The organism is Gordonia sp. 852002-10350_SCH5691597, assembly GCF_001665715.1.
GTDB classification, from domain to species: Bacteria; Actinomycetota; Actinomycetes; order Mycobacteriales; family Mycobacteriaceae; genus Gordonia; species Gordonia sputi.
Genome location: NZ_LZMO01000188.1, coordinates 36156 through 58446 on the forward strand (window position 1 = coordinate 36156; position 22291 = coordinate 58446).

General features: G+C 64.6%; 21 protein-coding genes and 2 tRNA genes. 7 read left to right on the forward strand and 16 right to left on the reverse strand.

All coding sequences use genetic code 11. The features are described 5' to 3' along the window. The first annotated feature begins 24 nt into the window (after window positions 1-24). Complete coding sequence (locus A5777_RS13540; RefSeq protein ID WP_064863039.1) at window positions 25-939, forward strand: NUDIX hydrolase; 915 nt, start codon at window positions 25-27, stop codon at window positions 937-939. Between the two features lie 182 nt (window positions 940-1121). On the opposite strand, the gene A5777_RS13545 is transcribed toward A5777_RS13540, so the two are convergent. From A5777_RS13545 to leuC, 3 genes are all read right to left on the reverse strand, one after another. After that, window positions 1122-1652, reverse strand: coding sequence for an HU family DNA-binding protein (locus A5777_RS13545; protein WP_064863040.1), 531 nt, complete (start codon window positions 1650-1652; stop codon window positions 1122-1124). A gap of 176 nt (window positions 1653-1828) precedes the next feature. Continuing rightward, window positions 1829-2422, reverse strand: a complete 594-nt coding sequence (leuD, locus tag A5777_RS13550) for a 3-isopropylmalate dehydratase small subunit (RefSeq protein ID WP_064863041.1) — start codon at window positions 2420-2422, stop codon at window positions 1829-1831. A gap of 70 nt (window positions 2423-2492) precedes the next feature. Further along, a complete protein-coding gene (gene leuC / locus A5777_RS13555) occupies window positions 2493-3920 on the reverse strand; it encodes a 3-isopropylmalate dehydratase large subunit (RefSeq protein WP_064863099.1) in 1428 nt (475 codons plus the stop codon). Between the two features lie 114 nt (window positions 3921-4034). Here leuC and A5777_RS13560 point away from each other — a divergent pair, with 114 nt between their 5' ends. Then, a complete protein-coding gene (locus A5777_RS13560; protein ID WP_064863042.1) occupies window positions 4035-4772 on the forward strand; it encodes an IclR family transcriptional regulator in 738 nt (245 codons plus the stop codon). Between the two features lie 19 nt (window positions 4773-4791). Next, on the forward strand, window positions 4792-5307 hold the full coding sequence (locus A5777_RS13565; protein WP_064863043.1) for a pyridoxamine 5'-phosphate oxidase family protein: 516 nt from the start codon (window positions 4792-4794) through the stop codon (window positions 5305-5307). Window positions 5308-5372: 65 nt separating this feature from the next. Here the strand turns inward: A5777_RS13565 and A5777_RS13570 are convergent. The 5 genes from A5777_RS13570 to A5777_RS13590 all read right to left on the reverse strand — a co-directional run bounded on the left by A5777_RS13570 (window position 5373) and on the right by A5777_RS13590 (window position 8783). Next, window positions 5373-5445: transfer RNA gene (locus tag A5777_RS13570), tRNA-Glu, on the reverse strand. 64 nt (window positions 5446-5509) lie between these two features. Next, window positions 5510-5581, reverse strand: a tRNA-Gln gene (locus A5777_RS13575). A gap of 85 nt (window positions 5582-5666) precedes the next feature. Further along, window positions 5667-7145 carry a glutamate--tRNA ligase gene (gltX, locus tag A5777_RS13580; RefSeq protein ID WP_064863044.1) on the reverse strand — a complete coding sequence of 493 codons (1479 nt, stop codon included), beginning with the start codon at window positions 7143-7145 and terminating at the stop codon, window positions 5667-5669. A gap of 43 nt (window positions 7146-7188) precedes the next feature. Next, window positions 7189-8013: an alpha/beta fold hydrolase gene (locus tag A5777_RS13585; protein WP_064863045.1), complete on the reverse strand. Its 825-nt coding sequence runs from the start codon at window positions 8011-8013 to the stop codon at window positions 7189-7191. After that, the gene (locus A5777_RS13590; RefSeq protein ID WP_064863046.1) at window positions 8010-8783 is read right to left on the reverse strand and encodes a fumarylacetoacetate hydrolase family protein; all 774 of its coding nucleotides are present in this window, start codon (window positions 8781-8783) and stop codon (window positions 8010-8012) included. Before A5777_RS13590 ends, A5777_RS13585 begins: the two co-directional genes overlap by 4 nt. 171 nt (window positions 8784-8954) lie before the next feature. Between A5777_RS13590 and A5777_RS13595 the strand changes: the two genes are divergently transcribed. Then, on the forward strand, window positions 8955-10172 hold the full coding sequence (locus A5777_RS13595) for an MFS transporter (RefSeq protein WP_064863047.1): 1218 nt from the start codon (window positions 8955-8957) through the stop codon (window positions 10170-10172). 242 nt (window positions 10173-10414) lie between these two features. Here A5777_RS13595 and A5777_RS13600 read toward each other — a convergent pair whose 3' ends face one another. From A5777_RS13600 to serA, 4 genes are all read right to left on the reverse strand, one after another. Continuing rightward, a complete protein-coding gene (locus A5777_RS13600; protein ID WP_064863048.1) occupies window positions 10415-11407 on the reverse strand; it encodes a hypothetical protein in 993 nt (330 codons plus the stop codon). Further along, window positions 11404-11754: a GntR family transcriptional regulator gene (locus A5777_RS13605; protein ID WP_064863049.1), complete on the reverse strand. Its 351-nt coding sequence runs from the start codon at window positions 11752-11754 to the stop codon at window positions 11404-11406. Before A5777_RS13605 ends, A5777_RS13600 begins: the two co-directional genes overlap by 4 nt. 257 nt (window positions 11755-12011) lie before the next feature. Continuing rightward, window positions 12012-13022, reverse strand: a complete 1011-nt coding sequence (locus tag A5777_RS13610; protein WP_005205221.1) for a 3-isopropylmalate dehydrogenase — start codon at window positions 13020-13022, stop codon at window positions 12012-12014. Beyond that, window positions 13019-14614: a phosphoglycerate dehydrogenase gene (serA, locus tag A5777_RS13615; protein WP_005205222.1), complete on the reverse strand. Its 1596-nt coding sequence runs from the start codon at window positions 14612-14614 to the stop codon at window positions 13019-13021. Before serA ends, A5777_RS13610 begins: the two co-directional genes overlap by 4 nt. A 348-nt stretch (window positions 14615-14962) precedes the next feature. On the opposite strand from serA, the gene A5777_RS13620 reads away from it, so the two are divergent. Next, on the forward strand, window positions 14963-15625 hold the full coding sequence (locus A5777_RS13620; protein WP_064863050.1) for a trypsin-like peptidase domain-containing protein: 663 nt from the start codon (window positions 14963-14965) through the stop codon (window positions 15623-15625). An 87-nt stretch (window positions 15626-15712) separates the two neighbouring features. On the opposite strand, the gene A5777_RS13625 is transcribed toward A5777_RS13620, so the two are convergent. From A5777_RS13625 to A5777_RS13640, 4 genes are all read right to left on the reverse strand, one after another. Then, on the reverse strand, window positions 15713-16204 hold the full coding sequence (locus A5777_RS13625) for a hypothetical protein (RefSeq protein WP_064863051.1): 492 nt from the start codon (window positions 16202-16204) through the stop codon (window positions 15713-15715). Between the two features lie 97 nt (window positions 16205-16301). Then, a complete protein-coding gene (gene ilvC / locus A5777_RS13630) occupies window positions 16302-17315 on the reverse strand; it encodes a ketol-acid reductoisomerase (protein WP_064863052.1) in 1014 nt (337 codons plus the stop codon). 98 nt (window positions 17316-17413) lie between these two features. Next, entirely contained in the window at window positions 17414-17914 is a 501-nt protein-coding gene (gene ilvN, locus A5777_RS13635; protein ID WP_005205228.1) for an acetolactate synthase small subunit, read from the reverse strand. Beyond that, the gene (locus A5777_RS13640; RefSeq protein WP_064863053.1) at window positions 17911-19881 is read right to left on the reverse strand and encodes an acetolactate synthase large subunit; all 1971 of its coding nucleotides are present in this window, start codon (window positions 19879-19881) and stop codon (window positions 17911-17913) included. Before A5777_RS13640 ends, ilvN begins: the two co-directional genes overlap by 4 nt. 336 nt (window positions 19882-20217) lie before the next feature. On the opposite strand from A5777_RS13640, the gene A5777_RS13645 reads away from it, so the two are divergent. Then, complete coding sequence (locus A5777_RS13645) at window positions 20218-20709, forward strand: PH domain-containing protein (RefSeq protein ID WP_231895061.1); 492 nt, start codon at window positions 20218-20220, stop codon at window positions 20707-20709. A gap of 83 nt (window positions 20710-20792) precedes the next feature. Next, the gene (mgtE, locus tag A5777_RS13650; protein WP_064863054.1) at window positions 20793-22136 is read left to right on the forward strand and encodes a magnesium transporter; all 1344 of its coding nucleotides are present in this window, start codon (window positions 20793-20795) and stop codon (window positions 22134-22136) included. Window positions 22137-22291: the final 155 nt, after the last annotated feature.

Below are 22291 nucleotides of genomic sequence, written 5' to 3' on the forward strand. Positions count from 1 at the left end.
CTTCGGCCACTAGCATCACAGGCAATGTCCAAGACACTCAAGACGATCTGGGCCGCGGGCGGCGTGCTGTGGCGTCCGCGGGAGAACAACGGTGTCGAGATCGGTGTGATCCACCGACCTCGCTACGACGACTGGACCCTTCCCAAAGGGAAGATCGAAGCCGACGAGACACTCGTGATGACCGCGGTCCGTGAGATCGGCGAGGAGACCGGTTACCGCGTACGGATCGGCAGGCATCTCCGCGACGTCGGCTACGACATCTCGAGCGGCCGAAAGCGCGTGCGGTACTGGTCGGCTCGAGCTGTCGGCGGAGATTTCGTCGAGAACCACGAAGTCGACGAGATGGAGTGGCTCGGCATCGACGCGGCAGAGCGGCTTCTGAGCTACTCGCAGGATCGCCGCGTACTACGCGAATTCCTAAGGCTCCCAGTCGATCTCGATACTCTGCTGCTGGTTCGCCACGCCAAGGCAGGCAGTCGTTCCCGCTACCACGGCGACGACCGGCTGCGTCCGCTCGACCCCGAGGGACGCACACAGGCCGACGCGCTGTCGGCGCTGCTCCCCGCGTTCGGTACCAACGAGATACACAGCGCCGACCGGACCAGGTGCGAGCAAACCGTTGCGCCGACCGCGCGCGCACTGGGGGTGCCGATCATCACGGAATCGACGCTGTCGGAAGAGGCCTACCGCGACGACCCCGTTGCCGCGCAACGACGCATCGTCGACCTCGCGACCGATTCTGGCTCCGTCGTGCGCGCAGTATGTAGTCAGGGCAAGGTGATTCCGCCGCTCATGGAGTGGTGGGGCAAGCAGGACGGCGTCTCGTTGCCCGCCGCGCGGAACCGCAAGGCGAGCGTCTGGGTGGTATCGACGCATCAGGGCAAGCTCGTCGCCGCCGACCACATCGACAGCCCGTTCCCCCGCCACGACGTCGAGTGACCCGCCGGAGCGGTTGACCGGGCCCAGGGGTTGACCGGGCCCCGGGGTTGGTCGGGCCCGGGGGTTGGTCGGGCCCAGGGCGATTGGCTACAGGGGCTGAATCGGGTCCGAACGCACCTCACCCCCGACGGGGGAAGGCCATCGGGGGTGAGTTGAGAATGTGAACTTGTCGCTGCGAACTTTCAGCGACGGGTCGTCTTCTTGGCGGCTGTCTTCTTGGCCGTCGTCTTCTTTGCCGGCGTGGTCTTCTTCGCCGCGGTCGTGGTCTTCTTTGCCGGCGTGGTCTTCTTCGCCGCAGTCGTGGTCTTCTTGGCCGCGGTTGTCTTCTTGGCCGCAGTACCTGTCGACTTCTTTGCCGCAGTGGTCTTCTTGGCCGCGGTACCCGTGGTGGCGCCGCTGCCACGCTTCACGGCCGGACCCGACGAGGCGAGCTTCTGCTTGCCGGACACGACAGCCTTGAACTGAGCACCCGGACGGAACGCGGGCACCGACGTCGCGCGAACCTTCACGGTCTCGCCTGTGCGCGGGTTACGCGCGACGCGTGGTGCGCGACGACGCTTCTCGAAGACACCGAAGCCGGTGATGGTGACGCTCTCACCCTTGTTGACTGCGCGCACGATCGAGTCGACCAACTGCTCGACCGCCTCGGTCGCGGTCTTTCGATCCGTGTCGAGTTTTACTGTCAGCTCATCGATGAGCTCTGCCTTGTTCATTGGATACCTCCGCAAGCCGATCTGGCCCTCTTATCAGGCCAGCTACCACCACACGGTAAACGTCGACGCCGAAAACTTCCATCTTCCACGCCAATTAGCGTGACGTGTCACCAATTCGTCACGCTTTCGGGCACTTCCATCGTCGTATCGCGGAAAGGCTTGCCTGGAGCCGAAAATCAGAGCGGCAATGTTGTCGGCTTCCATGACGGGCGACGCTGCTCGTACTCAGAAATCGCGTCTACCTGCCGTAATGTCAGCCCGATGTCGTCGAGTCCCTCCATCAGACGCCACCGCGTGTAGTCATCAATTGTCAACGGCACCACGAGGTCTCCCGCGGTTACGGTCCTATCTTCGAGGCTCACAGTCAGTTCGAGACCCGGCTGCTCTTCGAGACGCTTCCAGAGCAGTTCGACGTCGGATTGCTCGACCTGTGCGGCGACGAGACCGGCCTTTCCGGCGTTGCCGCGGAAGATGTCTGCGAACCTCGACGAGATGACGACACGAAAACCGAAGTCCGACAGCGCCCAGACCGCGTGCTCGCGCGACGACCCGGTGCCGAAGTCGGGACCCGCGACCAGAACCGAACCGCGATTCCAGGGTTCGACGTTGAGGATGAAGTCGGGGTCGGTGCGCCACCCGGCGAACAGTCCGTCCTCAAAACCCGTGCGGGTCACACGCTTCAGGTAGACGGCGGGGATGATCTGGTCGGTGTCGACGTTGCTTCGACGCAGCGGAACGCCGATGCCTGTGTGAGTGATGAACGGTTCCATGATGTGTGCCTCTTGCGATCTGGGAGTTGGCTTCGGTGATGGCGGACTCAGACGGCGCGTTGCGCGCCTGTCACAGATCCGCGGGCGACGACAGTGTGCCTCGCACAGCCGTTGCCGCGGCGACGGCGGGTGACACGAGATGCGTACGGCCGCCCTTGCCTTGTCGCCCTTCGAAGTTGCGGTTCGACGTCGACGCGCAGCGCTCGCCGGGCGAGAGCTGATCTGGGTTCATTCCAAGACACATCGAGCAACCGGCCTGACGCCACTCCGCGCCTGCGGCGGTGAAGATCTCACCGAGACCCTCCTCGTCGGCCTGCGCACGCACCCGCATCGAACCCGGGACCACAAGCATCCGAACACCTTCGGCGACCGTTCGACCGTCGAGGATCTCGGCGACCGCACGCAAGTCCTCGATCCGCCCGTTCGTGCACGAGCCGACGAAGACGGTGTCGACACTGATCTCACGCAACGGGGTTCCGGGGGTGAGGTCCATGTACTCAAGGGCTTTCGACGCCGCGACCGCCGCGTTCTCGTCGCCGAAGTCGGCCGGATCCGGCACCGACGCGGAGAGTGGCGCTCCCTGGCCGGGATTGGTGCCCCACGTGACGAAGGGACTCAACGACGCGCCATCGATATGCACTTCTTCGTCGAATTCGGCGTCGTCATCGGTGCGCAACGACTTCCAATACTCGACCGCCGCATCCCAATCGGCTCCCTTCGGAGCATTGGGACGGCCCTTGAGGAAATCGAAGGTGATCTCATCGGGAGCGATCATGCCCGCACGCGCGCCCGCCTCGATCGACATGTTGCAGATGGTCATCCGCGCTTCCATCGAGAGTTTTTCGATGGCGCTACCGCGATACTCGAGCACGTAACCCTGTCCGCCGCCCGTACCGATCTTGGCGATGACGGCCAGGATCAGATCTTTACTCGTGACACCGGGCGCCAATTCGCCGTCGACCGTGATGGCCATCGTTTTGAACGGCCGCAACGACAGCGTCTGCGTCGCGAGCACGTGCTCGACCTCCGATGTCCCGATTCCCATTGCGAGCGCACCGAAGGCGCCGTGGGTCGACGTGTGACTGTCGCCGCAGACAACCGTCATTCCCGGCTGGGTCAGTCCCAGCTGAGGTCCGACGACGTGAACGATGCCCTGTTCCTTATCGCCCATGGGATGCAGGCGAATACCGAACTCTTCACAGTTGCTTCGCAGAGTGTCGACCTGAGTCCGGGACACCGGGTCGGCGATGGGCAGGTTGGTGTCGACTGTCGGCACATTATGATCCTCGGTCGCGATCGTCAGATCCGGTCGATGCACAGGCCTGCCCGCGAGCCGCAGACCCTCGAATGCCTGCGGGCTGGTGACCTCGTGAACGAGGTGGAGATCAATGAAGATCAGATCGGGGTCGTTCCCGCCGTTCGCGTCTCCGCGTACGACGACGTGGTCATCCCACACCTTCTCGGCGAGAGTACGAGGCTTACTTGCGCTGTTCGTCATCACTGCACTCATTCTGGCTGTAGCACTTGTGGTTTCGGGTGGGGTGCGGCGAGAGTCGGCGGGCTGTGCCGCCTCTCGCGTGCATCTCACGATGTGGACCGCTAGTATCGTCCTATGGGAAAGGATAGCGCACCGGAACCGCAGAGCGGAATCGGTGTACTCGACAAGTCCGTGATCGTATTACGGGCCGTCGCGCATGCCCCTGCCAACCTCACGGAGCTCTGCGAGCGCACCAGCCTGCCGCGGGCAACGGCCCATCGGTTGGCCGTCGGGTTGGAGACGCACCGCCTGCTCGCACGCAACGCCGCCGGACGGTGGTACCCGGGGCCCGCCCTGAGCGAGTTGGCGTCGAGCGCGCACGATCCCATCCAGGAGGCCGCACTCATGGTGCTCCCCCGACTGCGTGAGATCACCGGCGAGTCCGTTCAGGTCTATCGCCGAGAAGGCTCCGAACGCGTCTGCATCGCGGCCATGGAACCGCCAACCGGACTCCGCGACACCGTACCCGTTGGCACCCGCTTCCCGATGAGTGCGGGCTCGGCGGCCAAGGTCCTGCTCGCCTGGGCCGAACCGTCGACTCAGCGGGCGCTTCTACACGACAGCGTCTTCAGCGAACGCGCACTCTACGAGATCCGCCGCCGCGGCTGGGCGCAGAGCGCTGGTGAGCGAGCCGCGGGTGTCGCCAGTGTCTCGGCACCGCTGCGCGACGCCAACGGCGATGTGGTTGCGGCGATCTCGGTCTCAGGGCCGATCGATCGCATGGGCCGACGCCCCGGCGCTCGATGGGCTGCCGATCTACTCGCCGCCGCCGAGGCCATCCAGAAACGGTTAGTACCAACCACGCGAGGCTGATTGGAGTTAGCGTCTGGGCATGGGAACAAACCAACGTCAACAGATCGTCATGTCCGACGCCGAGATCACCGACTTCGTCGAACGCAGTCGCACAGCAACTCTCGCGACCCACGGCGCCGACGGCGGCATCCATCTCGTCGCCATGTGGTACGGCGTCATCGACGGCGAGATCTGGTTCGAGACAAAGGCCAAGTCACAGAAGGCGGTCAACCTCGGCCGCGACGCGCGATGCTCGGTCCTCATCGAAGATGGCGACACCTACGACACTTTGCGCGGCGTCGCCTTTGAAGGACATGCGGAAATCCACGACGATCCCGACCATTGCCACCGCATCGGCGTGAGCGTCTGGGAACGCTACACGGGCCCCTACACCGACGAGATGAAGCCCTTCGTCGACCAGATGATGCACAAGCGCGTCGCCGTGCGGCTCGTCCCGTCCCGCGTGCGGTCCTGGGACCACCGCAAGCTCGGCCTCGACCCGATGCCAGTCGCCGGGTCGACGGCCGTCGTCGACTCATCGGGGTCAAAGGCCTGACTCGCTTTCGAAGGCGCGGCAACGAAAAAACGCACCTCTCCGAAAGGAGAAGTGCGTTTTTCTTGTAGCCCCGACGGGATTCGAACCCGCGCTACCGCCTTGAGAGGGCGGCGTCCTAGGCCGCTAGACGACGGGGCCAAGAAACGACATCAGATGTCTCTATATTCAATTGAAAAACCAGGGTGTGGTGTCCCGGCTTTCGCTGGGGTACCAGGACTCGAACCTAGAATGGCGGTACCAGAAACCGCTGTGTTGCCAATTACACCATACCCCAAAGGTCTCGTTCTCCGTGAGGAAAACAACCTGCGATAGCCTAGCAGAGGCCGACCGGGTTACTACAAATCGCCTGGTCAGACCCGCTAATTGGCCACCTGGTCCGCTGCCGACCGGAGTCGTGCGAGGCTCTTGTCGCGTCCGAGCAACTCCATCGACTCGAACAGCGGCGGACTGATGTGCGATCCGGTGATCGCCACGCGCACGGGCCCGAACGCCTTTCGTGGTTTGAGTTCGAGTCCGTCGACCAGCGCGGTCGTCAGAGCTTCTTGGATGGCGTCGGTGTTCCACTCGGCGAGCGAGGACAGCGTCGAGATCGCGGCGTCGAGGACCGGCCCGGCGTCGGCGCCGAGGTTCTTCGCCGCCGACTTCTCGTCGATCGCGAACTCGTCATCGCTGACATAAAGGAAAGAGATGAGCGGCCATGCCTCACCGAGAACCTGGATACGGGTCTGTACCAGTTCTGCGATCGTGGTGAACTGCTCGTCGTCGATCGGGACGGTGAGGAATCCCTGGGTGACCAGGTACGCCTTGAGCCTCGCCGCGAAGTCGTCGAGGTCGAGCATGCGGATGTGCTCTGCGTTGATCGCGTCGGCCTTCTTCTGATCGAAGCGTGCCGGGTTGGAGTTCACGTCGCGGACGTCGAACTTGTCGATCATCTGCTCGAGCGTGAACACGTCGGTCTCGTGGGAGTAGCCCCAACCGAGCAGCGCGAGGTAGTTGAGCAGACCCTCCGGGAGGAATCCACGATCGCGATGGTGGAAGAGATTCGACTGCGGGTCGCGCTTGGAGAGTTTCTTGTTGCCCTCCCCCATCACGAACGGCAGGTGCCCGAACTCCGGGACACGCTCGGCTACGCCGATCCGGATGAGCGCCTCGTACAGCGCGATCTGACGGGGCGTCGACGAGAAGAGGTCTTCACCGCGCAACACGTGGGTGATCTTCATCATCGCGTCGTCGACAGGATTGACCAGCGTGTAGAGAGGGTCGCCGTTGGCGCGCGTGAGTGCGAAGTCGGGGACGGTGCCGGCCTTGATGGTCGTCGGCCCGCGTACGAGATCGTTCCAGGTGATGTCGTGATCGGGCATCGGAAGTCGGACAACGGCTTTGCGTCCCTCGGCGCGATAGGCCTCGCGCTGTTCGTCGGTCAGGTCGCGGTCGAAGTTGTCGTAACCGAGCTTGGGGTCGCGCCCTGCCGCGCGGTGGCGGGCCTCGACCTCCTCGGGCGTCGAGAACGCCTCGTAAGCCTCACCCGCGTCGAGGAGTTGCTTCACGACGTCCTGGTGGATGCCGCGACGTTCCGACTGCCGATAGGGCGCATACGGGCCGCCGACCTCGGGGCCCTCGTCCCAGTCGAGCCCGAGCCAGCGCAGCGACTCGAGGATCGCGTCGTAGGATTCCTGGCTGTCGCGCGCGGCGTCGGTGTCTTCGATCCGGAAAACGAAGGTGCCCTTGTCATGACGAGCCTGGGCGAAGTTGAACAAAGCGGTCCGCACCATTCCCACATGCGGTGTGCCCGTGGGCGACGGACAGAAACGGACACGGACTCCCTGCGCGCTGCTCATGGAGGTCAGCGTATCGAATGGGCGCCGACCTCCGACCGCGTGCTCAGTCGCGGTGGCGACCGAGGAAGTCGATCAGCAGTCGATTCACCTCGGCTGGCTGCTCGAGATACCCAAAGTGCCCGGCCTTGTCGACCTGCGCATACTCCGCGGTGGGGATCGCATCGGCCACTTCACGGGCGAGCTCGACGGGAAGTCGTCTGTCGTCGCTGAATCCGACGACGAGCGACGGAACGGCGATGCGGCGGTACGCGTCGAGTCGGTTGGGCTCGTTCGTGTGGATTCCGAGTTGCGCACGCATACCCGGCGTCATCTTCTGCTGCGAGAACATCATGACGTCGAGCCAGTCGCGGGTCGCGCGGTCGTCGGCAAGCGTGTGGGCGGAGAGGTTCTGCTCGGCAGTGATCGCCGCCTCGTACTCTGGCGGCAACTCGACTCCGTTGTCGTACAGCGCGCGCTCGCCCACCGAGAAGGTCTCCTGCAGAACGGTGGTACGCCCGTAGGTCGCCATCATCACCGCGCCGCGGACGAGATTCGGTCGCGCGAGCGCCAACTCCTGTGTGATCCGTGCGCCGAGAGAGGTTCCGACGACGAATGCCGGTGCAATGCCGAGCGATTCGATCAGGCTCGCGGTGTCGGCGACCATGTCGTCGAGGGTGAACCCGTCGGCACACTCCGACGACGGCGCGATACCGCGGTTGTCGAATGTGACGACCTCGTACCCGGCTTTCACAAGCGCGGGAACCTGATTGGCCTTCCACACGCGCCCCGGGCTGCCGCTGCCCATCACCATCACGACCGCGGGGCCCGCGCCCGTGCGCTCGTAGGCGAGCTCTATTCCGTTGACGCGCGCCACGCCCGATCCGCTCACGGCTTGTCGACCACCGGATTGCTCAGTGTGCCGATGCCCTCCACCGTGACCGAAACACGTTGGCCGGCAACCATAGGACCGATTCCCTCGGGTGTTCCGGTCAGGATCACGTCACCCGGGAGCAGGGTCATCACGCGTGAGATCCATTCCACCAGCGCTCCGACGTCGTGGAGCATGAGCGATGTGCGACTGCGTTGACGCACCTCGCCGTCGAGTTCCGTCGTGATCGCGGCGTCGGACGGGTCGAACGAGGTCTCGATCCAGGGTCCGAGTGGGCAGAAGGTGTCGTAGCCCTTGGCGCGCGTCCATTGACCGTCGATCTTCTGCTGATCGCGAGCGGTCACGTCATTGGCGACCGTGTAGCCGAGGATCGCACCGGCGGCGTCGGCAGCCTTCACGTCCTTGCACGGACGTCCGATCACTATGGCGAGCTCACCTTCGAAGTCGACGCGTTCCGACGACGGCGGGCGCACGATGGGCACCTCGGGTCCGACGATGGAGGTGTTGGGTTTGAGGAAGATCACAGGACTCTCCGGCGCTTCCGAACCCATTTCGGCGGCGTGTGCCGCGTAGTTCTTCCCGACGCAGATCACCTTGGACGCGAGGATCGGCGCCAGCAATCGAACGTCGGCCAGCGGCCACGATCTGCCCGTGAACGTCGGTGTACCAAAGGGATGTTCGGCGATTTCCTTGGCGATCGAAGAGCCGTCCGACTCTTCGATCGAGACGAAAGCCACACCATCAGGACTCGCAATTCGGCCAAGACGCATACCAAGAACACTAGCGCACCCACCGCGTCCACTCTGTGGGACGCGAAATTGAGCCGACGTCGCATCGGTCTTAGAATGTGAAAATATCATCTCATTATTTGAGAGCGGCTCGAGATGTGCGGCGACGCCACCTGGTCCTCGCTGCCAGGACACACCCGAAGGAGGTCCGCGATGACGACTACGTCCACCATCAGCAACACCAGGCGCTGGACCATGCTCGCGTGCTCGTTGGTCGCCGCGATGACGACTGCGGTTGTCGTCGGAGGGGTCGCGTACCTCATCCCAGCGCTACACACCCAGCAGGGCATGTCACTCGCCCAGGCCTCCGTACTGGCCACGATCCCGACGATCGGCCTCATGATCGCGATCGTCGGCTGGGGCACGCTTCTTGATCGATACGGCGAGCGGACGATCCTGCTGATCTCGGTCTCCATCACCCTTGTCGGCACGTCCGCAGCCGCGATCACCGCGGCCGCCCATGCGTCGTATGTCGCGATAGCGGCCTGCCTGTTCATCGCGGGAGTGGGTTCCGGCGCGGCCAACGGAGCCAGCGGCCGCATCGTCGTCGGGTGGTTTCCGCCCGAATTGCGCGGCACCGCAATGGGAATCCGGCAGATGGCACAGCCGCTGGGCATCGGCGTCTGCGCACTGACCATGCCCGTCATCGCCGCAAGCCACTCCGTCGCCGCCGCACTGGCGGTGCCCGCCGTGGTGACCGCGATCGGTCTGGCTGCCGTGGTGTTCGGTGTGATCGATCCGCCCGCGCCGTCGACAACCGGTACCACCGCCCCAGCACAACGTCGAAACCCGTACCGCGAGAGCTCGTTTCTCGCACGGGTCCATGCAGTCAGCGTCTTGCTGGTGATCCCGCAGCAGATGTTGTGGACATTCGTACCGACCTGGCTGATCGTCGCGCGGCACTGGTCGCCCGCCGCAGCGGGCATTCTGGTGACGATCACCCAGGTGATCGGCGCATTGGGCAGGATCGCGGCCGGTCGCTGGTCGGATGCCTGGTTGTCACGCATGCGTCCGATTCGGCTGATCGCCATCGGCGCCGCAGCGGCGATGGTGCTGCTGGCCGTCACCGACTGGCTGCACACGCCGTTGGCGCCGGCGTTGATGATGATCGCCTCGATCATCACGGTTGCCGACAATGGTCTCGCATTCACCGCGATCGCCGAATACGCAGGGCCACAATGGAGTGGCCGCGGACTCGCGATTCAGAACACCGCCCAGTACCTGGCAACGGCGGCAACCACGCCATTGTTCGGACTTCTGATCGGTGCTGCGGGCTTTCCACTCGCCTTCCTCGTCAGCGCCGCCGCACCGGTCGTAGCGACGCCACTCATTCCGAAAGACGCACTCTCTCAGGAGGAATTGGTCGCCTGAGGGCGACCACCCGTCATCGCCGATTCGGCGGCATCCGGCAGACCCGTAGTCTCTTGGCCCCGCAGTCTCATAGCCCCGAGTCTCGTAACCCGGCAGTCTCGTAACCCGGCAGTCTCGTAACCCGGCAGTCTCGTAGCCCCGCAGATCCGTAACGCTGACGTGCAGAACCAGATAGCTCGATTGTCACGCTGATCGGCCCGCGCGCCAATCCGTCGAACGCACTACGCGGGCCGTCGAGCAAGTCACCGACGCGAGCGTGCCTGCGCGACGCACGCATTGACCAAGCCCGCGGCCTGCTGCGCATCGGGAACGACGACGAGTTCACGTCCGCCGTCCAGTCGAGTCAGCATCAGTGCGGGCCCGGACCGTAGGACGATGCCGCGCACTCCGCGCAACCGGCCGTGCACACAGAGCCGTTGACCGTACCCGCCGAAGTCACGCAAGGCGTTGACCTGAGCGACTTCGGCGCGGACGACATCACTCATGGGGACGGTGACCCGAGGCCACCCGAGAACGCCTCGCACGGCGATTCGCTCCCGATCAACGGTCACGCGGGCAGACCACAGGATCGCACCGGCCAACGCGGCGACGACACCCGGCAGCACCAACCATGGCTCCCGCAGGAGAACCGCGAGCACGACGATTAGAAACAGCACAAGTCCCACGATGACCAGCGACGTCGCCGACGTCGATACTCGGCGCTGCCACAGAAAGCGTTCTCCCACTGCGAGTTCGGCGACAGGCACATCGCCGACCGGCGCCGGTGCCGGCAGCTCCCTGCGGCGTACCAGCGCCGCGGTGACCAGCCCCACGACCAGTCCGATCACACCCGCGACGACGAGTTCGATTGCCGGAATGCCGAGTTCGTTGACACTGGCGATACCGCGTTGGGCGCCAACGGTACTCACGATCCCGGCGACCACGAACACCGTCAGCCCGTTGACAAGGGCGAGCGCGACTCGCAGCGACTCCGATTCACGGATGTACCACCCCGCCACACCTCCCAGGACTGCGCCCAGTACCGCGATCACCACCACGGTGGCGACGACACCGATCAGACTCATCGTGCCGTCAACTCCGTGCGAGTTCCAATGCGTAGCAATCTCTTTCGGCAAATCCGCACGCCAGATACGCAAGAGCACCAACGCGACGACGAGCACGGCGATGGACGGCAGAGTGCCCAGCAGGAAAGCTGCCACTCTCCCCGAACGGCGTTGAGACGACGGATGGTTCATGACATCCTCCTGGTGATTTCGACGGTCAGTTCCGCTGGCCCGACTCCGAAGCGGCGGGCCGCGTCGACGAGTCGGTCGAGCGCATCAGCGAGCTCGGCGGCGCGCGGCGCGTCGCCGGAAACCACGGCACCCCGACCCCGGCGCAGCTCGACCAGTCCCTCGTCGCGCAATTCTTGGTACGCGCGCAAGACGGTATGGATATTCACGTCAAGCGACGCCGCCAGATCGCGAGCAGACGGAAGCCGCTCGCCCTGGGTCAACTCCCCGCGCGCGATGCCGCCACGAACCGATGCGGCGATCTGAGTGAAGATCGGCGCGCGATCTGCGGCGTCGATGCGGATGAGCATGCCCTGATCATATAGTTCTAGTTTAAATAGAACAACTTGCGTCGCGCGGTCGATCTGTCGCGTGCCGCGCTCGCAGAAAGTTGCGCCTCGTGGGTCGCTCGCATGTACCGGTACGTTCCGACATCCCGAGGGGCGCGGTTTTCTGCGACCCCGTCGACCGACAGGCCCTGGTGCGGGCTCACGTGCACTGAGCCAGTGCCCTCACAGACGACTCGGGCCGGAACCCTCGGGTTCCGGCCCGAGAAGACGACAACTGATCAGAGACGATCCAGGATGCGCTTGCCGATCTCGCCGGTCGACAGCGTCGCGCCGTCGCGGTCGAGAAGATCGTCGGCGACGGCCTTTTCGACGCGGCGCGCTTCGTCGGCGTATCCGAGGTGATCAAGCAGGAGCGCCACCGACAGGATGGCCGCGGTCGGGTCGGCCTTCTGCTGCCCGGCGATGTCGGGGGCGCTGCCGTGCACCGGCTCGAACATCGAGGGGTTGGTGCCCGTGGCGTCGATGTTGCCCGAGGCCGCCAGGCCGATGCCGCCGCTGACCGCTGCCGCGATGTCGGTGATGATGTCGCCGAACAGGTTGTCGGTGACGATCACGTCGAACCGACCCGGATCGGTCACCAGGTAGATCGTCGCGGCGTCGACGTGGCAGTAGTCGACGCTCACGTCGGGATACTCCGCGGCAACGGCGTTGACGGTGCGGCTCCACAACGATCCAGCGAAGGTCAGCACGTTGGTCTTGTGGACCAACGTCAGATGCTTACGACGGTTGGTCGCACGCTCGAAGGCGTTGCGCACCACTCGCTCCACCCCGTAGCGGGTGTTGACGCTGACCTCGGTCGCGACCTCGTGCGGGGTGTCGACGCGGACCGCTCCCCCGTTGCCGGTGTACGGACCCTCCGTGCCCTCACGGACCACGACGAAGTCGATGTCGGGATCGCCCGCCAGCGGCGACGTCACGCCCGGGAAGCGATGCGACGGCCGCAGATTGACGTGATGGTCGAGCGCGAACCGCATCTTGAGCAGCAGTCCGCGTTCGAGCACACCCGAGGGCACCGACGGATCGCCGATGGCGCCGAGCAGGATTGCGTCGTGCTCACGAAGCGACGCCAGATCATCGTCGGTGAGCAGTTCTCCGTTGCGGTGGTAGCGACGAGCACCGAGGTCATACTCGGTGACGTCCACCTCGGGCACGAGCGTCGTCAAGACGCCAAGCGCCTCGGAGATGACCTCGGGGCCGATGCCGTCTCCGGCGATGACAGCGAGTTTCATGACAGATCCACCTGCTCGATCAGGGTCGCGTCAACAGCCTCGGAGATCTCGGTGACCACGGCGTCGTCGACGTTCTTGCTCACGCGCAGCATCATGGTCGCGCCGCCACCGTCGGTGTCCTGCGAGAGCGCCGCGGCGAGAATGTCGATGCCCGCGTTGCCGAGCAACGTACCGATCTTGCCCAGCGAACCCGGCTGGTCGACGTAGCTGACGAGCAGGTTGAGTCCCTCGGCCCGCAGGTCGAAGTTGCGGCCGTTGATGTTGACGATCTTCTCGACCTGACGAGGCTCGGTGATCGCACCCGACACGTTGTGCACCGAACCATCGGCGTAGACGGCCTTGACGTCGACGACGCTGCGATGGCTGGGGCTCTCGGTGTTGGTCACGACTTCGCTGGTCACACCGCGCTCGGCGGCGACCGTCGGCGCGTTGACGAACGTCACCGGTTCGTCGAGCGCGGCCGAGAAGAGTCCGCGGAGAGCAGACAGTGCGAGAACGTCGACGTTGCTCGACGCGAGCTCACCACGAACGTCGACGACGATCGACGACGGCAGTTCGCTGCTCAGCGCACCGATCAGCACGCCGAGCTTGCGCGACATCTCCAGCCACGGCGCGACCTCTTCGTCGACGGCTCCACCGGTGATGTTGACGGCATCGGGAACGAAGTGGCCCGCAAGCGCGAGACGCACGCTCTTGGCGACGTCGGTGCCCGCGCGATCCTGCGCCTCACTGGTCGACGCACCGAGGTGCGGCGTGACGACGACCTGCGGCAGCTCGAACAGCGGCGAGTCGGTGCACGGTTCGGTGGCGAAGACGTCGAGGCCTGCAGCGCGCACCTGGCCCGAGGTGATCGCGTCGGCGAGAGCCTGCTCGTCGACGAGTCCACCGCGAGCGGCGTTGACGATGATGACGCCCTTCTTGGTGCGTGCGAGCTGGTCGGCGCCGATCAACCCGAGGGTTTCCGGGGTCTTCGGCAGGTGCACGGTCACGAAGTCGGCACGCTCGAGCAGTTCGTCGAGGCTGACCAATTCGATACCCAGCTGCGCCGCGCGGGCGGGCGAGACGTAGGGGTCGTAGGCGATGACGTGTGTCTCGAACGCGGCGAGACGCGCGGCAACGAGCTGTCCGATACGACCGAGCCCGACGACGCCGACCGTCTTGTCGAAGATCTCGACACCATTGAAGGACGACCGCTTCCAGGTGTGCTCGCGCAGCGTGGCGTCGGCGGCGGGGATCTGACGTGCGGCCGAGAGCAGCAGCGAGACGGCGTGCTCGGCGGCGGTGTGGATGTTGGAGGTGGGAGCGTTGACCACCATCACGCCGCGTGCGGTCGCGGCAGGTACGTCGACGTTGTCGAGACCCACGCCTGCGCGGGCGATGATCTTGAGGTTCTTGCCCGCCTCGAGCACTTCCTCGTCGACGGTGGTGGCGGACCGCACGAGGATTGCGTCCGCATCGACCACTGCCTCGAGGAGCTTGGGACGGTCAGGGCCATCGACCCACCGCACCTCGACGCCATCGCCGAGCGCTTCCACGGTCGAGGGGGCCAGTTTGTCGGCGATCAGGACGACCGGACTGCCAGCTGAGGTCACAGTGAATTCTCCGTAGATCGGTTACACAGGAATCGGGACGCCGAAGACGTGTCGAAATATCGAAGGACGTAATCGAAGCGCCAGGGACGTACGGCACTCAGCTTAGAGGGACGTCCGACGCGCCTGAACAGCCGGTCTGCGTCGTCGGAGCTCTTACTCAGGAAACACCTGTACATTGTGATCGTCATTACGCGGCCGACGATTCCAATATCGGACACGTCATCACAGACAGGTTGCAAAGCAACCGCATCTGGATTCCAGGTGCAGCTCGTCTTGGCCGCTGACCGTTACGGTGTGCAAGACCCGCCGCTTGGGCGGGACCGGTGTTAACAAGAGTGGAGCATGTGAATGATGAGGAAGCTGACAGCAATGCTGGCTGTTCTCGCCGCAGTATTGCTGGCCGGCTGGGGGGCCGGTAGCGCCACTGCTGCCCCGGCAAAGATCTATCTCGGCGGAGGGTCGGGAATCCTGGTCCTCAAGGGCGGTAACAGCGCAGCCGCCTGCACCCTCACCACAATCGGGAAAGCCAGGACCGGTGAGCTGATCGGTATCACCGCCGGCCACTGCGGCAAGCCCGGCCAGAAGGTGCTCTCCGAGACATTCCAGAGTCGCGGCCAGGCAGGCACCATCACCTACTCGGACCCCAAAGAAGACGTCGCGATCATCGAGTTCGACAAGAGCCGCGTCGTTCCACTGCGGACCGTGAACGGTGTGACGATCAACCACATCGACACCAAGCCCCTCGGCTTCCCCACCGTCGCATGCAAGCAGGGTCGTACCACCGGCAACACCTGCGGCATCTCGTGGTTCTCCGACGGTGACGTGCACTTCTCCCAGATCTGCGTCATCGAAGGCGATTCGGGTAGCCCCGTGATCGTCGGCGACCGGCTCGTCGGCATGGTCAACGCGTACTACTTCGTCGGCTGCATCGGACCGGAGACCGGAACCAACATCGGCCCCGTGCTCGACTACGTGAAATCGACCAAGTACAAGGGTTTCTCGCTGATCTGATCGACGCGACACAGTCACCACAACACCCCGAGGCGAATTCGCCTCGGGGTGTTGCTTTGTCGCCGGTCTACGTCTGCACCAGTGCGATCAGGCCGCACCCAGCGACACCGTCGACGCTCGCCAGCGGATGTCATACCCGGGCTTCACCCTGGGCGCGGCCCAGTATTCGATCGGACCCTCGTACGTGACGCTGAACCAGTGCGGGTTGCGTGTGGGGTGACTGATCGCTCGCTGAATGAGACTGCCGCGCCGCGTCATTCGCAATTGTCCCGTTGGCTCGGTGTGAAAGTCCATCCAAAGGTAGTGATCCCAGAGGAGGCATCCGGTCAGCTCCACGTCGCCGGTATCGCCGTCTCCGGAACCGACGATGGTGGTGACGCCGTGACCGATGTGCGCGACGCGCTCGACTCGACCACCTACCACCAGCGCCTCGACTCTCGCTGTGATGGTGACACACACCTCGTCGGGCAACTCCATCGTGTCCGGAGTGATCCACAGAGTCGTCGGCGAGCAGATGCCGCCGGATTCTGGTGCGTCGGGCCAGGGTTCGAGGTCTTCCAACATCCACAGTTCGCCCACCGCAGCAGTGTGGCAGACCCGGCGGGCGCACGGCGAACAGATGAACACCGGCCCGACTCCCTGACGGGAACCGGGCCGGTGCTGAGCGCTTTGAGTATCAGGCGGTTTCGGTGATCGGACGATCCACCCAGCTCATCAGGTCGCGCAGCTTCTTGCCGGTGACCTCGATCGGGTGCTCGGCGTTCTTCTGACGCAGATCCTCGAGCTCCTTGTTGCTGCCCTCGACGTTGGCGACGAGGCGCTTGACGAAGGTGCCGTCCTGGATGTCGGAGAGGATGGCGCGCATGCGGTCCTTGGTGTCGGCGTCGATGACACGCGGGCCCGACAGGTAGCCACCGAACTCCGCGGTGTCGGACACCGAATAGTTCATGCGAGCGATGCCACCCTCGTAGATCAGGTCGACGATGAGCTTGAGCTCGTGCAGCACCTCGAAGTAGGCCATCTCGGGTGCGTAGCCCGCCTCGACCATGACCTCGAAGCCGGTCTTGATCAGTTCCTCGGTGCCACCACAGAGCACAGCCTGCTCACCGAAGAGGTCGGTCTCGGTCTCTTCCTTGAAGGTCGTCTTGATGACGCCGGCGCGGCCACCACCGATAGCCGAGGCGTACGACAGTGCAAGCGCCTGTCCCTCACCCTTGGGGTCCTGGTCGACGGCGATCAGGGCGGGAACGCCCTTGCCGTCGACGAACTGACGACGCACGAGGTGACCGGGGCCCTTCGGGGCAACCATCGCGACGGTGACGTTCTCCGGCGCCTTGATCAGGCCGAAGTGGATGTTGAGGCCGTGGCCGAAGAACAGCGCGTCGCCGTCCTTGAGGTTCGGCTCGATGTCCTCGGTGAAGATCTTGGCCTGCGAGGTGTCGGGAGCGAGCAGCATGATGACGTCGGCCCACTTGGCGGCCTCGGCGTTCGACATGACCTTGAGGCCCTGCTCTTCCGCCTTCTCACGCGACTTGGAGCCCTCACGCAGGCCGATCGCGACGTCGACGCCGGAGTCGCGCAGCGACAGCGAGTGCGCGTGGCCCTGGCTGCCGTAGCCGATCACAGCGACCTTGCGGCCCTGGATGATCGACAGATCGGCATCGTCGTCATAGAACAATTCGATCGCCACAGTTGGATTCCCTTCGATATCTACTTGTGCCCCAGTCGAAGTGGTCTCGCGGCCGGGGCTCGTATGTTGTCTTACGACAGGTTGTTTTCTTCAGAACGTCAGCGGTTGGCCGACATGCTCTTGGGTCCTCGACCCAGTGTGACCGCACCAGACTGGGCGATCTCGCGGATGCCGTACGGATCGAGCATCCGCAGCAGGGCCTCCAATTTTTCCGACGTTCCGGTCGCCTCGATGGTCAACGACTCGGGCGAGACGTCGATCACCTTGGCGCGGAACAGATTCACGACCTCGATGACCTCGCTGCGCACCGAAGCGTCGGAGCGCACCTTGACCATCATCAGTTCGCGGGACACCGACGACGCCGGGTCCTGCTCGACGATCTTGATCACATTGATCAGCTTGTTGAGCTGCTTGGTGACCTGCTCGAGTGGGAAGTCCTCGACGGAGACCATGATGGTCATTCGCGAGACACCCTTCATCTCGGTCGGGCCGACAGCGAGCGACTCGATGTTGAATCCGCGGCGCGAGAAGAGCGACGACACGCGCGCGAGGACACCGGGCAGGTCCTCGACCAGAACGCTCAGGGTATGAGTACTCACTTGCGACCCTCCTGGCCGAGATTGGTCTGCTGGTTGACGATTTCGTGGATCTCGGCGACGTCCTCCGCGGCCGACTCGTCGTCGTCGAAGAGCGGCCGGATATCGCGGGCGGCCATGATCTCGTCGTTGCCGGTACCCGCTGCGACCATCGGCCAGACCTGGGCGTCGGCGCCGACGATGAAGTCGATGACGACCGGGCGGTCGTTGATCTCACGCGCCTTGGCGATCACGTCGTCGACGTCGGCTTCGTTCTCGACACGGAATGCTGCGCAGCCCAACGCTTCCGCGAGCTTGACGAAGTCGGGGATTCGCCGCGAGTGGGTCGAGAGGTCGGTATTGGAGTAGCGCTCCTCGTAGAAGAGCGTCTGCCACTGGCGGACCATACCGAGGTTGCCGTTGTTGATCAGCGCCACCTTGATCGGGATGCCCTCGATCGCGCAGGTGGCCAGCTCCTGGTTAGTCATCTGGAAACAACCATCGCCGTCGATGGCCCACACCTCGGCGTCGGGATCGGCCATCTTGGCGCCCATCGCCGCGGGAACGGCGTAGCCCATCGTGCCGAGACCACCCGAGTTCAGCCACGTGCGTGGCTTCTCGTAGGAGATGAACTGTGCGGCCCACATCTGGTGCTGACCGACGCCCGCGCAGTACACGGCGTCGGGGCCCGCGAGCTGCCCGACGCGCGAGATGACGAACTCCGGCGACATCGAACCGTCGGCGGGACGGTCGTAGCTCACCGGGTAGGTGCGGCGGATGCGGTCGAGGTAGGCCCACCACTCGGTGAGATCCTGTGACGTGTCACTGGTGGCACGCTCGTTGCGCAGCGTCTCGATCAGATCGGAGATGACAGCCTTGCAGTCGCCGACGATCGGGACATCGGCGACGCGGTTCTTGCCGATCTCAGCGGGATCGATGTCGGCGTGGATCACCTTCGCGTCGGGCGCGAACGACGCCAACTGTCCGGTGACACGGTCGTCGAAGCGCGCGCCGAGAGTGATCAACAGATCCGAACGCTGCAGTGCCGCAACGGCTCCCACGGTGCCGTGCATGCCGGGCATGCCGAGGTGCTGCTGGTGCGAATCCGGGAACGCTCCGCGAGCCATCAGGGTGGTGACGACGGGGATGCCGGTCAGCTCGGCAAGTTCGAGCAACTCCGGCGATGCGTTGGCCTTGATGACACCGCCACCGACGTAGAGCACGGGGTGCTTCGCGGCGTTGATCAGTCGAGCTGCCTCACGAACCTGCTTGCCGTGCGGCTTGGTCACCGGACGGTAGCCGGGCAGATCGATCTGCGGTGGCCACGAGAAGGTGGTCTGCGCCTGCAGGATGTCCTTGGGGATGTCGACGAGAACCGCACCGGGACGGCCGCTTTCGGCGATGTGGAACGCCTCGGCGATGATCCGGGGGATGTCGATGGCGTTGCTCACCAAGAAGTTGTGCTTGGTGACCGGCATCGTGATGCCGGAGATATCGGCCTCCTGGAACGCGTCGGTGCCGATCAGTGCCCGGCCGACCTGGCCGGTGATCGCCACGACGGGGACCGAGTCCATCTGCGCGTCGGCGAGCGGCGTGACGAGGTTGGTCGCACCGGGACCCGACGTCGCCATCATGACTCCGGCGCGACCGGTGACCTGTGCATAGCCGGTGGCAGCGTGACCAGCACCCTGCTCATGACGAACGAGAACATGCCGCACCTTCTGCGAGTCGAGAAGGGGGTCGTAGACCGGCAGAACAGCGCCGCCGGGAATGCCGAAAACCACCTCGACGCCGAGCTCCTCGAGCGATCGAACCACCGACTGCGCACCGCTGACCCGCTCGGGTGCGACGGTGTTCTGCGGCACGGCGCGGAGCGTGCCCGCCGCCGGTGATTGTTCGCGCAGCACGTTGGCTGCGGTGCCATTACTCTTGGCTGCGGGCTCGGTTGTGGCATCGGCCCCGCTGGCGGCGCGTGCTGTTGGTGCGCTCACTGCACGGTCCTCACATCTTCTGTTCGGCGTCCTGGGACGGACTGGGATTCGATTGACTTGTGATTGCGCATGGAGATCGGTTCACCATGTCGTTGACAACAAAAAACCCCCGACAGCAAGGCTGTTCGAGGGTGGCGCGTCGATGCTGGTTGGGTCTACGAAGTGACCGATCAGGCGACGACGCGCCGGCCGATTACTACGAGAAGATCCTTGTGCATCACGTTGTTCACGGTAGGGCTGTGCACATCACTGAGTCAAACTACGGACACCTGAGTCCCACATCGTGGGAACGCACTGCGTGGACGGGCCACCGGGCGAGGATGACACAATGGGGTCGTGCCTTCGTCTGACCAGCCGACTTCCAGCGACCTCCCCGACGACGTCCCCCCGAGCGAGGACCTGTCACTCGAGGACTCCTCAACCGAGGATGCGGTCGAGCTGCCACAGGCTTTCCGGGTACAGAAGCTGGCCTACTTCGCGGTGCCCGCGGCGTTCATCGTTGCGATCATCCTGGCGGGCACGTCGCTGGTGTGGCTCGGCTGGACACTGATCATCCCGATCCTGCTCGCCCTGTGGATCGCTCGAATCCGGACTGTCGTCACCGCGGACGGGATCACCGCGGTAGGCACGTTTCGCACCAGGCGCATCGCGTGGTCGGACATTGCGGGTCTGCAGTTCTCCAAGTGGGGACCCGTTCGGGCAGTGCTGTCCGACGGCTCGAAAGTCCGATTGCCGGCGTTGATGTTCCGCGACCTGCCATTGCTGTCCGCCGCGAGTCGCGGCCGTATCCCCGATCCATACGCCGCCGCGGCCGCGGCAGAATCCTGACGCCCGAGACGCTGACACGCAGAATCGTGCCCAGCAGTCATCGTCAACCCGCCCGAACCCGGCCGTCGCGTTAAGGTTCTGGGGTGGCAAGCCCCACCGTTTCCGCCCACGACATCGACGGCCTCATCGACGCGGGCGAGCTGGCCCAGACGTCGGCATACCTCTCCACCCTTCCCCACCACGACGTCGCCGCCATTCTGGACAGACTCCCCCGCAAGCACAGCGGTATCGCGTTTCGACTGCTGCCCAAGGACGTAGCCGTCGACGTCTTCGACGACCTCAGCCCGCGGTCGCAGCGCCACCTGATCGACGACCTCGGCACCACCGCGGTCGCCGAGGCGTTCGACAATCTCGATCCCGATGACCGCGCCGAACTGCTCGACGAATTGCCCGCGGCCGTCGCCAACACGCTGATCGCAGACCTGACACCCGAAGAACGTGATGCCACCGGCGTCGTCCTCGGCTATGCGCGCGGTTCGGTCGGCAGGCGGATGAGTCCGGAAATAGTTCATGCCTACGTCGACGAACCGGTCGCCGCAGCTCTCGCGCGCGTCAAAGAGCGCGGCTCCGAGGTCGAGACGATCTACACCATCCCGGTGATCAACCACCACCGCGTCCTCGAGGGTGTGGTGAGCCTGCGCGATCTCCTGCTCGCCGATCCCGAGATCCCGGTCGGCGACCTCATGCGCAAGCCCGTCGCTGCCGCCGCCGACGACGACGCGGAGTCGACTGCGCAACGCTGCGTCGACCGCGGCATCCTCGCCATGCCGGTCGTCGACAGCGAGAACAGGGTCGTCGGGGTGCTGACTCTCGACGACGCCGTCGAAGTCATCGAGCAGGCCCGAGACGTCGACGAGGCGCGTGCCGGCGCAAGCGAGCCGCTCGACGAGCCGTATCTGCTCGCCTCGGTCTTCTCCATCACCCGATCACGGATCGTGTGGCTCTTCGTCCTTGCCATCTCGGCGATCCTCACCGTCAACGTCCTCGAGATCTTCGAGGCGACGCTCGACGAGATGGTGGCGCTTGCGCTGTTCATTCCCCTGCTGACCGGCATCGGCGGCAATACCGGTTCGCAAGCCGCGGTGACGGTCACCCGAGCACTCGCCGTCAACGACGTCGCGCCTCGCGATGTGGTCCGGGTCGTCGGCAAGGAGTTCCGAGTCGGACTGACACTCGGCGTCAGCCTCGGGCTCGTCGGGTTCGTCATCGCGGGCCTGGTCTACGACTTCCGAATCGGCACGGTCATCGGCGTGACCATCGTGTCGATCTGCACCATGGCCGCGACGGTCGGCGGGCTCATGCCGCTGATCGCCAAGTCGATCAAAGTCGACCCCGCAGTGTTCTCCACTCCGTTCATTTCGACCTTCTGCGATGCAACAGGCCTCCTGCTCTACTTCATGATCGCCAAATCGGTGTTGGGTATCTGAGCCGTGTGAATCCATCGCCGGGCGGCCGACGCGCGCGGGTCGTCGGCCGAGATCTGTTTTGTTCCCGCACGTCAGCGGGGAGTACCGTTGATGAGCGAACCCGCTTCGCCACGCCCATCGGAGTGACGACGCGAGTTGGCTCAGCCCAGTCGAAC